Source organism: Paenibacillus sp. FSL R5-192 (genome assembly GCF_000517845.1).
In the GTDB taxonomy this organism is placed as follows: domain Bacteria; phylum Bacillota; class Bacilli; order Paenibacillales; family Paenibacillaceae; genus Paenibacillus; species Paenibacillus amylolyticus.
Genome location: NZ_ASPR01000014.1, coordinates 300,340 through 312,893, shown reverse-complemented (window position 1 = coordinate 312,893; position 12,554 = coordinate 300,340). Strand labels below are relative to the sequence as shown.

Sequence of the window (12,554 nt, the reverse complement as noted above, 5' to 3'; positions counted from 1 at the left end):
ATACCATACCCACCTGTCACATCAAAAAGAATAGCCTCTTTCACTTCACATTTAATCGCAAAAAAGAACCTTCTCCACAGACAGCTGTACACAGCCTACCTGAGAGAAAGTCCTTTTCCATTCATATGATTGCATTACTTAATCAGTACTGATTCCCCAATTCCAAATCAATACTCTTCTATTGATTCAGATCTGGACGTTTACCTGTCACCAGGTATACCGTGCTCTCACCAATGTTGGTTGCATGATCGCCAATCCGTTCAATGTAACGTCCAACCATCATTAACAGCATAGCCTGAGAAGCCTGATTCGGGTGCTCTGTCATTAACGTGTAGAGATCACTGATCATGTGGCTATACAGTTGATCGACCTGATCGTCAGTTTGAGCCATTTTATAGGCCAGATCTGTGTTTTCTTTCAGGAAAGATTCGATGGATTCATCGATCATGGATTTCACGATTTCTGCCATTTGCGGGATGTCCACCAAAGGTTTAATCAGCTTCTGTCCATCCATCCGGAGTGTCACCTTCGCCACGTCGAGAGCAAGATCTCCCATACGCTCCAGATCACTGGAGATTTTGAATGCCACGATAATACGTCTGAGATCCTTTGCCACCGGCTGTTGTGTGATGATCAGTTTGGAGCCAAGTTCCATAATTTTGTCTTCAAGGGCATTCAGATTCGCATCATTCTTGATGATGACCTGAGCTTTCTCCGCGTTCATCGTTTGTAAACTCTCAATAGCACCATCCAATGCTGCTCCTACATGTTCACCCATTTGTTTGAGCAAGGTACGCAGCTCTTCAAGCTCCTGATCAAATTCTTTTCTGCGAATCATAGATTTCATGTCCTCCTTATCCATCATCTCCGGGTATGCCGGGATCATTCCAACTCAGCTCGCTTAACCGAACCTTCCAGAGATATAATCCTCGGTTCGGGAATCTTGCGGTGTGGAGAATAACGTCTCCGTATCAGCTGCCTCCACCACTTCACCATTCAGGAAAAACACTGTACGTCCGGATACCCGTGCCGCCTGATGCATATTGTGGGTAACCATAACGATCGTGTACTTGTGATGCAATTCCTTCACTAACTCCTCAATCTTCAAAGTAGAGATCGGGTCGAGTGCGGACGTTGCTTCATCCATCAGCAGAACGTCAGGCTGTACAGCCAGCGCCCGCGCAATACAGAGACGCTGTTGTTGTCCGCCGGACAAACTAAGTGCCGACTTTTTTAATACATCCTTCACTTCATCCCACAGGGCAGCATGGACAAGACTTTGTTCCACCAACTGGTCCAGTTCAGCCTTTTGGGTTACCCCGTGCAAGCGCGGCCCATAAGCGACGTTATCGTATATGGATTTTGGAAAAGGATTCGGTTGTTGGAACACCATGCCCACTCGTTTGCGCAGTGTCTCCACTTCAATCTCATTACTGTAAATGTCAGAGCCATTCAGCATAACCTGTCCTTCCACACGAACACCCGGAATCATGTCATTCATCCGGTTTAACGTGCGAAGCAATGTCGATTTACCACAACCTGACGGCCCGATGAACGCAGTAACGGTTTTTTCCGGCAGATCCATCGATATATTTTTAAGCGCGTGATGCGTATCATAGTATAAATTAAGATTTTCAATGTGAATGAGGTCCTTCATGGATGTTCACTTCTCCTTCGCTGCAGGGACACGGAAACTCCCTTTACGTTGAGACCGATACTGATAATCTGTTATCGCTGCTCGGCCATCTTTAATATCCTACCCTTTCATTGTAAAAACAGTATCACTTTCATGTTAACGGAATGTAAAAAAGACATCCTTAACCTTCATGATCTGCTTAATGGATCAATCTGATTCCTGATGTCTGCCTTATTGACTACTTTATATTACTCACTATTCGAAACCATCTCATCCAGCTTCGTACGAATGTGCTCTGCCACTTCTCCAGCTTTCCCGCCTTCCATGGCGATCTCCTCTGCTATACGAGACAAATCTCTCACCGCACTATTCAGTTGTCGGAACGTTGCTCCCCCTGCGGTGACATGTACCGAACTGTCGTCAATCTCCGCTCCGCTTGCCTTAACCAGTTCAACAGTCTGAAGGGTCAACCCACCAATATTCTCTAACAATGAAGACATGTTCCCCGCAACCTCACGGGTCTGTTTTGCGAGCGCTCGAATCTCGCCTGCAACAATCTGAAAACCTCGTCCATATTCACCGGCATGAGCTGCTTCGATGGAAGCATTCAGGGCGAGGAGACCACTCTGATCTGCCAGGGATCGAATAGAATGTGCCATGCCTGAGCCTGTTTTGATCGAATTCAGCATGTGATCCGCATGTTGTCCTTGACTCTCCATATGCTGATGTACCCGGTTATAGGAAGCATCAACGTGTTTCAAACTCTCTTCGCCCTGCTTGGACAATGCCATGATCTCACGGGCCTCATGTACAGTCTGATTCGCTGCATTCACCAGCTTGGTGACCGCATTGTTGATTCTGGATATCTCCTGTCTGCTCTCGGTTACTGTACGTATGCGCTCTTCCGTAACAGCCTGTTGCAATCTGCGAGATAGCGACATTACGTCCCGCATCGTCAACACACCAAGCAGTCTGCCTTGGTCCGTAACCAACAGACAATCGTAGAAATGCTGTTCATTCCGTCCAAGTGCGATATCAATAATCGTTGCGGCTTCCATATGAATATCTGCAATAACCGGAGATGTATTCACTACTTGTATGACCGGCTTACGGTAGAATAGATCTGCGGCAAAACGGCCATTTAACATCCGATATAACGTCTCTCGCATTAACAATCCAGTGGGTTTCATCTGCTCATCACACAATACGATACATGGGTGTTCCTGATCCTGATTCATCATCGTGGCTGCTTCTCCACAGGTGGTATGGACTCCGGCGACAGGTACTTGACGATAATAGTCATGCAAATAGATCACAGATTCTTCAGCAACTAGTGCTACTTCAGTTTGCTCCATTATGAGTGTAGTTAATTCTTCATTATGTAAAACAACATGAGGCTGGTCAGGTTTCACTTCGAGCAACATGGGCATAAATGCGCAATCTCCTTTACGTAATACCTCCGTCTTGAGGTGGGTTATGTAGGTACAAAGTATCACTCAGATAAGTCCATGCTACTCCCTCTACGTAAAGAAAAATCTTCCTTTATGTTAAATGAACGTAAAATAAAACTCCCCGATCATTGCTAACTTGAATGATGGGGAGTTTTTCTTTTGACAACCAATTTATAACCTACACCACGAATCGAATCAATGTGAACCGATTCCGGGTCCAGCTCCAGCTTTTTACGTAATGAACTGACGTGAACGTCCACGGTTCGTTGACCTCCGATATAATCGAAGCCCCACACAGCGTTCATCAGATCATCCCTTGTCAGTACCACACCCGGCTTTTTGGCCAAATATAGCAGTACTTCGAACTCTTTCGGACGCAGACTGATGGATTGTCCACCCAGTGTCACTTCATATTTCAGAGGATAAATCTCCAGCTCTCCCAGAATAATTCGTGAGCCATCCTTGTCCTCAAGCTGTGGTAAATCTTCACCATTGGAATAACGTCTTAATACCGCATCCACTCGGGCTAATAACTCAGATACACCAAACGGTTTGGTAATATAATCATCGGCACCTGATTTCAGTCCCTGTACAACCTCGGCTTCACCGTTCTTGGCCGTCAGAATGATAACCGGTGTACTAACACCCTGTATTCTTAACTTGCTCAGAATGTCCAGACCATTCATGCCCGGAAGCATCAAATCCAGCAAAATGAGATCAAATTCCTGGGACAAGGCCCGATCATATCCTGCAGATCCGTGATCCTCTGCCGTAACGTCATAACCTTCCTGTGTCAGGTTATACGTGAGTAATCTTGATAATGTAGGTTCATCTTCAATAACTAGTAAACGCTGTGCCATGATACCCCTTCTCTCTTCATAGGTTGTCTGTTGCCACAACACTTTTTCTATCATAGCACTAATTTGTTAACGCGGTGTAAAACAATACAACCTTTTTACATTTTGATACCAGACGCCTACATCTCTTCGTCTTGAATGAATGGAAGGATCACACGGAACGTTGTCCCCATGCCCAGTTCACTCTCTACAGACAATTTGCCATGATGCAGTTCCACCAGATGTTTAACGATGGAAAGTCCAAGGCCTGTGCCCCCTGAATTACGGGATCTGCCTTTATCAACACGATAGAACCGTTCGAAGATTCGCGGCAAATCTTTTTTCGGTATGCCAATTCCTGTATCTGACACCGCAAAGACAACTTCATCATCATTATCCATCGTCACCTGTAACTTCACTCGTCCACCATCGGGGGTATAGTTGATGCCGTTGGATAACAGATTGATGAAAATCTGCTTCATCTTGTCCTCATCCGCTTCAATGTACAGTTCCTCCGGAACATGCATTTCCAGACGAATTTGCTTTTTCTCCGCCACCTTGGACAAGGTGCCCAGCACCATTTCGAAGAAAGAGTGTACATGCACAGGTGAGCATTGCAACGGTGCGCGTTTCGATTCAATTTTGGATAACTCCAGAATATCCCCGATTAATCGGTTAAGTCGATCTCCTTCATCATAGATGATTTTCAGGAATGATCGCTCTGTCTCCTTATCCTGTACCCCGCCGCTGAGCAACGTTTCGGCAAACCCTTTGACCGCAGCGACTGGTGTCTTGAGCTCATGAGAGACATTTGCAACAAACTCACTGCGCATGGACTCCAATCGGCGAATCGCCGTCACGTCCTGCAACAGGAACAACATGCCTCGATATCCACCATCATCTTCGGACATCGGTACTCCATCAATACGAATCAGTTTTTCCTCCGGGTTGAACACACTTACTTCTTCATGCATCCGTTCTTTCAGTGCAACACTCTCTTCAATGGTACGTGTTAATTCGTAGTGTCTTTTCAATTCAGTATAAGGTTTACCCGTAACCTTTCCTGCCTGAATACCAAGCATACGCTCCGCTTCCCGATTGACCAGTGCAATGGATTGCCCTGCGTCGATCATGACAATACCTCCGGTCATGTTTGCGAGGACACTCTGTAACAACGCTTCATTGTCACGGATCGTCTTCAGCTGGGACTGCAAGCTGTCTGCCATTCCGTTTATGGCAAGCCCCAGCTGTCCGATCTCATCTCTACGCGTTACATCAACTCTGGCATCGTATTCCAGCTTGGTGATCCGATGGGCCACTTTTGTAATATGCTCAATCGGGGATGTTAATCCGCGTGCAACCCGATAACTGACAAACGCGACAATTAAGAACAATAGCCCAAGTGCAGCAAACATAATCATCCAACCACGCTGAAGCCCTTGATCCACAGCCTGTAGACTCATGGATAGACGAATGTAGCCATCAAATTTGCCGCTAGGTATTTCAATCATGTCGCTTTGATCCGAATTCACAGGTAGCGCTACATACAGCATGTCTTGTCCCAATGTCTCACTGTAACGTATGGATTGCCCGTATCCATCTCCGACGGCACCCTTAATCTCCTCACGGTTCAAGTGATTATCCATGGATGCCGGATCACTCTCGGAATCCCCAATGACCATGCCGTCTTTATTGATGAAGGTTACCCGGGAATCCGTCAGACGATCCAGTTCCAACGCCCGATCCGAATAATACTTTCGTGTGGCTTCCGAGGTTGGATCACTTGCATCATGGAATGGAAAAGTTGCTTTGAGCAAATTAATCTCGCGCACCATGGTTTGCTCCAATGCGGCTATATGCGTAGTCTTAAACACTCTGCCCATCGTATATCCAGCCACAATGACGGATACACCGATCAGCACCATCATAATGATGGCAAGGCGAATTCGGAACGGTCTCATCTATCTCTTCCTTTATGATCAGATTAATATCTAATGAATTGCTCTACATTGAATCCAGTTCAATTCGGTCCCCACGGGTACCCGGATTGGAAATTACGAGAAACTCCACTTCTTCGTCGCTCCGATTCATCATCTGATGCGGCATTCCGGGTGCGATCTCTATTCCTTCATGGGTTTCCAGCACAAACGTCTCTCCATTAAGTTCCATACATGCTTCACCGCTGAGGATGAAAAAAAACTGACGGCTTACCGAATGATAATGTCGTATTTCAGCCGTTCCAGCGGGCATTCGTTCATGGATAATGCTCAGTGTTTCATTTTGAACGAGATGCCAACCGTCGCACTGTGCACCCCATATATAATGTGCTGCATTCTGTTTGCTCATTTTCATATGACTTGTCCCTCCGAGTATAATTGCTCGATCTATCATATCACAGATTAGGGAACTCCCAATCTTTTCAGTGAGTACTTTGCAATATGCTATCAACTGCAGTCAGACAAGGCTAATAATAAAATATCATAGTTGTATCAACAGAGATGCCGACTTTTGTAAACAGGTGCTAACCGCATCTTTGACATACATATTCACCTGATATAAAAAAGACGCACCGCTCAGCCATGCTGAAAGCGATACGCCTCTCTATATAATCAATCCTATCCTGAGTCTAAACGTTCATTACGTATTATCCGTTCACCACTTCGCCGCCATTCACATGTATCACCTGTCCGCTCACATACGAAGAATCATCTGAAGCTAGATATACATAGGCTGGAGCCAGTTCATCCGGTTGTCCTGGCCGCTTCATTGGCTGCGTTGCGCCGAACTCACTTACTTTTTTCTCATCAAATGTGGATGGAATGAGCGGTGTCCAGATCGGCCCTGGTGCAACGGCATTGACACGAATTCCCTTCTCAATCACATTCATCGATAACGAACGAGTGAACGAAGTGATTGCTCCTTTGGTAGATGAATAGTCAAGCAGGGTTGGGCTACCACGATAGGCTGTGATGGAGGTTGTATTAATAATCGTACTGCCCTTCTTCAGATGTGGCAGGGCTGCCTGTGTCACATAGAACATGCCAAAGATATTGGTACGGAATGTACGCTCCAACTGTTCTGGCGTAATATCCTCCAGATTCTGCTGTGGATGCTGTTCTGCTGCGTTATTCACGACAATGTCCAGTTTGCCCAGTTCATCTACTGTCTGCTGAACCGACTTCTTCGCAAAGGCATCATCACCAATGTCACCTGCAATCAAGATGCACTTGCGTCCTTCTTGTTCGACCTGACGTTTCGTTTCCTTGGCATCTTCGTGCTCGCTCAGGTATACAATGGCGACATCCGCGCCTTCCTTGGCATAGGTAACAGCAACAGCACGTCCAATTCCGCTGTCCCCCCCTGTAATAAGGGCCACCTTACCTGTCAGTTTACCTGCTGCCTTGTATTCAGGCTTCTCAAATTCCGGTCTGGGATGCATCTCCGATTCAATACCGGGGCGTTGATCCTGATGCTGTGCTGGCATTGTTTTTTGATTTTGTTGTGTGTTGGTTGACATCTAACATTCTCCTCTCAAAATGTGAACATGTTTGGATTACAGAAGACATGGACCCTAACTGTATACTTCCTTGTCTTTCGTTCTCTGAAAAAGTCTCATTCTGTAGGATGGCATGAACAGTTCAGATTATTCTTCTGCGATGAACAGCAACTTAAGCCTCAGCGTGCTGTCTCTAATCGTTATTTACCACCCTCTTTAGATATCAAACAACCAATTTGCTTCAAAGCCTGTTTGGCCAAAATTCGAAATTTATTCGAAATTAGACTGTTTCATGATACAAAGTGTATTCCTATGCTGCTTGGGCTGATGTACAATGTACAGTATACTGATGTGCTTTAACTCTCATCTTTATTGGTTTAATCATTCTAACCTAACATGGAGACCTGACAATGGAATCGCATATTAATTCATATATAACACTCGTCGCTACTTCAGCCGTGCTGAATGTCTTTTTGTGTTTATATACCTATTTCAGAAGATCCGAGATCCCCAGTTCCAAAATATTCATTCTCTACACAGCAGCACTCTCCATATATACTTTTGGTTATGCGATTGAGCTGGCCAGCAACACGCTGGAGCAGATGATGTTTTGGACCACCGTGGAGTATATAGGCATGCCCTTCTCCGCATCTCTTGGCCTCATGTTGATGATAAAGTACACTGGAAAAACGTTATCCAAAAAGGTAACTGCCGCGCTGTTTGTAATCCCTTCCATTACACTAGGTATGGTTGCAACCAATGACTTTCATCATCTGTTTTATAAAAAAGTATGGCTAAGAGAAAATAGTCCCGTTCCTCTGATGGATATCGCAGTGGGTCAATGGTATGTTGTACACGGTGCATTCACCTTCTCCTGTCTGTTATGTGCCTGCCTCATTCTGATTGGACAATGGAGACACACCAAGAAGATGTACCGTCGTCAATTACTTACTCTCATTACTTCACAGATTATTCCCATGGTCGCAGCTTTTCTGTATTTGCTTGGTTTGACCCCCGGCGGGATGGACCCCGTACCCGTACTCATGTGTATCACATCTGCCATGTATATCTGGGCGATTCTATCCTCACGTCTACTGACCATCGTACCCATCGCCAAAGACAGTATTTTCGAGAGTATGCGTGAAGGTGTTATTGTACTGGATAGTTTCAATCGACTGGTCGATTACAACAGATCTCTGCGTGACATGTTGCCAGAGCTTAATACAACCATGATTGGCCAACCCTTGGATGATATCTGGCTTAATCTTGCTGGAAAGACGTTTCCCGTTGAATACGGAAGAGAAGGATTGCAAACCGATCTGTACTGGCAGTTAAATGGAGAGACCGTCTGTTATCAGGTCAGGACATCTTACGTGTATAACAAGGATGCACAGACTGTGGGCAGTCTAATTATGTTAATCGATATAACGGAACAACGCTTCTTGCAAGAACAGCTGAAACAACTGGCTTATTTCGATGGTCTGACCAAAATCTATAATCGCACTCAATTTTTGCATAGAGGACGGGAGATTTTAAGTGAAGCTCAGTTTAACCCGCAACCTGTTTCATTTATTTTATTTGATATTGATTACTTTAAACGCATCAACGATACGTACGGGCATGATGTTGGCGATCAGGCCATCATTCATGTGGTTTCTGTTTGTAATCGATATTTAAGCCCTGAGATGTTATTTGCCCGATATGGAGGCGAAGAGTTTGTCATCGCTCTTCCGAATACCTCGCTTCAAGAAGCCGAGAAACTTGCCGAACAACTGAGAGTTGCCTTATTGAATGACCCCCTGGATGTTAAGGGAGTGCCTATTACGCTGACCTCAAGCTTTGGTATTGCCCAGTACAATGGAGGGTCAGATTCACTGGAGTCCTTGTTACGCGATGCTGATACTGCCTTGTACGAATCCAAGCGCAATGGTCGAAATGCAGTGCGGGCGTATACTGTGAGTACAACTTAACCAATGTAGATCGCGTCTGATGGAATATGCATGCTGTTATGTATGGTAGTGATTCCCTCTAGTTTCAGTTCAAATAAATCGAGGACTACTGATTTTTCTTGATAATAACAAAAAATAGACAGCCAATGAGGCTGTCTATTTTTTGTTTGTTCCAACGAAACACCATCTTACATCTCATCCGGCTTGTCCTAAGTACGTCTGCAAACGCTTAACCAACGACTAACAATACATCTTCATAAGGTGGATTAACCGTCCGCAACGCACTTAGATCACCTGATTATTCACCATCAGGTACACCATGATTAGCAAGAATACAGCCAGAAGTGTACTGAACATACGGATCTTGCTTTGCTCAGGACCCACATCACGTTTGTTTTTCACACCTTCTGCAGCGAGTCGCAGCGGTTTACCCATGATTCCTCCAATAGCCGCAATAGCCAAGAGCAGAACAACAACGACAGCCATCCAGACATGAGAATACTCACCTTTGGTCATCAGGTAACCACCAGTAAGAAGTTGGATTACAAGTCCATACTGCGCGACTTTGTTCAAAGAACGAAGTGATGCAAAGGCTCCCTCTTGTGCTGCGGCATTCAAAGTACGGATTTTACCGACCACAAATGGCAGAATCAAATAGAATCCCATCGCCAGTGCTCCAACAATATGGAGCAAATACATAATCATTGTCAAAATTTTCATCCTCCTCAACATTTTCGGTGTGCTATACATCACATCCCATTATACTGGGGAACTTATCCAAAGAAAAGAAAACCTCCGGGTTTACCGGAGGTTTTCTTTTAGCTTCTGTTCAAAAAGTTTTCAAACTTACAGGTTTACTACCGAAATGACGTTGCGAACCGAATCAGCAGATTTGTCCAATCCTGCTTTTTCTTCCGCTGTCAGGTCAAGTTCGAATATTTTCTCAATGCCATTACCACCCAAAATGGTTGGTACACCGAGGAACAGATCATTATAGCCATATTCACCTTCAAGATAAGCGATCACTGGAATGATACGTTTCTTGTCCTTCAAAATCGCTTCGGTCATCTGAACAAGCGAAGCTGCTGGTGCATAATAGGCACTGCCGTTACCCAGCAAATTCACAATCTCGCCTCCGCCAACACGTGTGCGTTGAACAATGGACTCAATGCGGTCTGCCGGAATCAACGTATCGATCGGAATACCACCTACACTCGAATAACGAACGAGTGGCACCATGTCGTCTCCGTGGCCGCCAAGAACGAATCCACGAACATCTTCAACAGATACGTTCAACTCTTGCGCAATGAAGGTACAATAACGTGCTGTATCCAGAACACCTGACTGACCGATAACACGGTTTTTAGGAAAACCAAGGGTCTGATAAGCTGCATAAGTCATCGCATCCACCGGGTTGCTTAGAATAATGACGATGGAATCAGGGCAATATTTTTTCACATTTTCACAAACGGACTTCACGATACCCGCATTCGTATTGACCAGATCGTCGCGGCTCATACCCGGTTTACGGGCGATGCCAGCGGTGATGATTACAATCTCAGAACCTGCAGTATCTTCGTAGTTGGAAGTACCGACGATATGACTGTCAAATCCTTGAACAGGACTTGCTTCCATCATATCGAGTGCTTTCCCCTTCGTCGGGTTCTCCAGTTGAGGAATATCAACCAGCACAACATCCCCGAGTTCTTTTTGGGCAAGCATTAATGCGGTCGTAGCACCGGTAAAACCGGCGCCGACTACTGTGATTTTTTTGCGCTGAATAGTCAAGATTCACATCTCCCCTTACAGGTTTTTAATGATTTGATCCGCGAATTCAGAACATTTCACTTCAGTAGCGCCGTCCATCAGACGTGCAAAGTCATACGTTACTGTTTTATTGTTAATGGATGTTTCCATACCTTTGTAGATCAGGTTAGCTGCTTCTTGCCATCCCAAGTGCTCAAGCAACATTACTCCGGACAGAATAACGGAACCAGGGTTCACGACATCTTTGTCCGCGTATTTAGGTGCAGTACCGTGAGTTGCTTCGAAGATAGCATGTCCTGTTACGTAGTTGATGTTCGCTCCAGGAGCGATACCAATTCCGCCAACTTGCGCTGCAAGTGCATCGGACAGATAGTCACCGTTCAGGTTCAATGTTGCGATAACATCAAATTCGCCTGGACGAGTCAATACTTGTTGCAGAGCGATATCGGCAATCGCATCTTTTACGATGATTTTACCAGCATCTTCAGCGGCTTTTTGTGCTGCATTCGCTGCATCTGTACCTTCGTTTTCTTTGATGATGTCGTATTGTGCCCATGTGAATACCTTGTCAGCGAACTCTTCTTCAGCCACTTCATATCCCCAGTTTTTGAAGGCACCTTCTGTGAATTTCATGATATTACCTTTGTGTACCAGTGTAACCGTCTTACGGTTATGGTCAATTGCATACTGCACTGCTGCACGTACCAGACGTTTCGAACCTTCGGAAGAAACTGGTTTGATACCAATACCGGAAGTCTCAGGGAAACGGATTTTGTTAGCACCCATCTCCTGTTGCAGGAACTGGATCACTTTTTTCACTTCTTCAGAACCTTCAGCATACTCGATTCCTGCATAGATATCTTCCGTATTCTCACGGAAAATGACCATGTCTACCAACTCAGGACGTTTAACCGGAGAAGGTACACCGTCGAAATAACGAACAGGACGCAAGCATGTGTACAGGTCAAGCTCTTGACGCAGGGCTACGTTCAGGGAACGAATACCGCCACCGATTGGCGTAGTCAATGGTCCTTTGATCGCTACGATATACTCACGAATGGCTTCCAGTGTATCATTTGGCAACCACTCACCGTATGTATCGAATGCTTTTTGTCCAGCAAACACTTCATACCATGCGATTTTTTTGTTGCCATCATAAGCTTTTTCAACAGCTGCATCCAATACACGTTTGGAAGCTTTCCAGATATCACGGCCTGTACCGTCACCTTCGATAAATGGAATGATCGGATTACTAGGTACTTGAAGTGTACCGTTATCAATTTGGATTTTTTCGCCTTCAGTTGGGTGAGCAAATTTTTCTAATTTCATAGTTAAAATTCCTCCTAGGTTTCGTATATGCAGTATTCATCATACCACTAGTCTTGTTGAGAGAAGGGTCCTGAGAGCTTAAGCCAGTAA

At 45.1% G+C, this 12,554-nt stretch carries 11 protein-coding genes; 1 reads left to right on the top strand and 10 read right to left on the bottom strand.

Going from position 1 to position 12,554, the window contains the following annotated elements; all coding sequences use genetic code 11:
* Window positions 1–178 precede the first annotated feature (178 nt).
* The 7 genes from phoU to C161_RS09780 form a co-directional block, all read right to left on the bottom strand.
* Window positions 179–838 carry a phosphate signaling complex protein PhoU gene (gene phoU, locus C161_RS09810; RefSeq protein WP_017689478.1) on the bottom strand — a complete coding sequence of 220 codons (660 nt, stop codon included), beginning with the start codon at window positions 836–838 and terminating at the stop codon, window positions 179–181.
* Window positions 839–901: 63 nt separating this feature from the next.
* The gene (gene pstB / locus C161_RS09805) at window positions 902–1,657 is read right to left on the bottom strand and encodes a phosphate ABC transporter ATP-binding protein PstB (RefSeq protein ID WP_036609821.1); all 756 of its coding nucleotides are present in this window, start codon (window positions 1,655–1,657) and stop codon (window positions 902–904) included.
* A 227-nt stretch (window positions 1,658–1,884) separates the two neighbouring features.
* Entirely contained in the window at window positions 1,885–3,066 is a 1,182-nt protein-coding gene (locus C161_RS09800; RefSeq protein ID WP_036669983.1) for a methyl-accepting chemotaxis protein, read from the bottom strand.
* 152 nt (window positions 3,067–3,218) lie between these two features.
* Window positions 3,219–3,947 (bottom strand): response regulator transcription factor, encoded by a 729-nt coding sequence (locus tag C161_RS09795; RefSeq protein WP_036609823.1) that lies wholly within the window; start codon window positions 3,945–3,947, stop codon window positions 3,219–3,221.
* Window positions 3,948–4,063: 116 nt separating this feature from the next.
* Window positions 4,064–5,884: a two-component system histidine kinase PnpS gene (gene pnpS, locus C161_RS09790; protein ID WP_036669981.1), complete on the bottom strand. Its 1,821-nt coding sequence runs from the start codon at window positions 5,882–5,884 to the stop codon at window positions 4,064–4,066.
* A gap of 43 nt (window positions 5,885–5,927) precedes the next feature.
* Window positions 5,928–6,275, bottom strand: a complete 348-nt coding sequence (locus C161_RS09785; protein WP_036669973.1) for a cupin domain-containing protein — start codon at window positions 6,273–6,275, stop codon at window positions 5,928–5,930.
* Window positions 6,276–6,567: 292 nt separating this feature from the next.
* A complete protein-coding gene (locus C161_RS09780; RefSeq protein ID WP_036669971.1) occupies window positions 6,568–7,440 on the bottom strand; it encodes an SDR family oxidoreductase in 873 nt (290 codons plus the stop codon).
* A gap of 389 nt (window positions 7,441–7,829) precedes the next feature.
* Here C161_RS09780 and C161_RS09775 point away from each other — a divergent pair, with 389 nt between their 5' ends.
* Window positions 7,830–9,389, top strand: coding sequence for a histidine kinase N-terminal 7TM domain-containing diguanylate cyclase (locus tag C161_RS09775; protein WP_036669970.1), 1,560 nt, complete (start codon window positions 7,830–7,832; stop codon window positions 9,387–9,389).
* 264 nt (window positions 9,390–9,653) lie between these two features.
* Here the strand turns inward: C161_RS09775 and C161_RS09770 are convergent, their stop codons facing one another.
* From C161_RS09770 to icd, 3 genes are all read right to left on the bottom strand, one after another.
* On the bottom strand, window positions 9,654–10,079 hold the full coding sequence (locus C161_RS09770; protein WP_017689485.1) for a hypothetical protein: 426 nt from the start codon (window positions 10,077–10,079) through the stop codon (window positions 9,654–9,656).
* A 135-nt stretch (window positions 10,080–10,214) separates the two neighbouring features.
* On the bottom strand, window positions 10,215–11,156 hold the full coding sequence (gene mdh, locus C161_RS09765) for a malate dehydrogenase (RefSeq protein WP_036609827.1): 942 nt from the start codon (window positions 11,154–11,156) through the stop codon (window positions 10,215–10,217).
* A gap of 15 nt (window positions 11,157–11,171) precedes the next feature.
* Window positions 11,172–12,464 (bottom strand): NADP-dependent isocitrate dehydrogenase, encoded by a 1,293-nt coding sequence (icd, locus tag C161_RS09760; protein ID WP_036609828.1) that lies wholly within the window; start codon window positions 12,462–12,464, stop codon window positions 11,172–11,174.
* Between the last annotated feature and the right edge of the window lie 90 nt (window positions 12,465–12,554).

Excerpts from the sequence above, each read along its gene's own strand:
- phoU (WP_017689478.1), bottom strand. The coding sequence starts at position 838 with ATGATTCGCAGAAAAGAATTTGATCAGGAGCTTGAAGAGCTGCGTACC.
- pstB (WP_036609821.1), bottom strand. The coding sequence starts at position 1,657 with ATGAAGGACCTCATTCACATTGAAAATCTTAATTTATACTATGATACG.
- C161_RS09800 (WP_036669983.1), bottom strand. The coding sequence starts at position 3,066 with ATGCCCATGTTGCTCGAAGTGAAACCTGACCAGCCTCATGTTGTTTTA.
- C161_RS09795 (WP_036609823.1), bottom strand. The coding sequence starts at position 3,947 with ATGGCACAGCGTTTACTAGTTATTGAAGATGAACCTACATTATCAAGA.
- pnpS (WP_036669981.1), bottom strand. The coding sequence starts at position 5,884 with ATGAGACCGTTCCGAATTCGCCTTGCCATCATTATGATGGTGCTGATC.
- C161_RS09785 (WP_036669973.1), bottom strand. The coding sequence starts at position 6,275 with ATGAAAATGAGCAAACAGAATGCAGCACATTATATATGGGGTGCACAG.
- C161_RS09780 (WP_036669971.1), bottom strand. The coding sequence starts at position 7,440 with ATGTCAACCAACACACAACAAAATCAAAAAACAATGCCAGCACAGCAT.
- C161_RS09775 (WP_036669970.1), top strand. The coding sequence starts at position 7,830 with ATGGAATCGCATATTAATTCATATATAACACTCGTCGCTACTTCAGCC.
- icd (WP_036609828.1), bottom strand. The coding sequence starts at position 12,464 with ATGAAATTAGAAAAATTTGCTCACCCAACTGAAGGCGAAAAAATCCAA.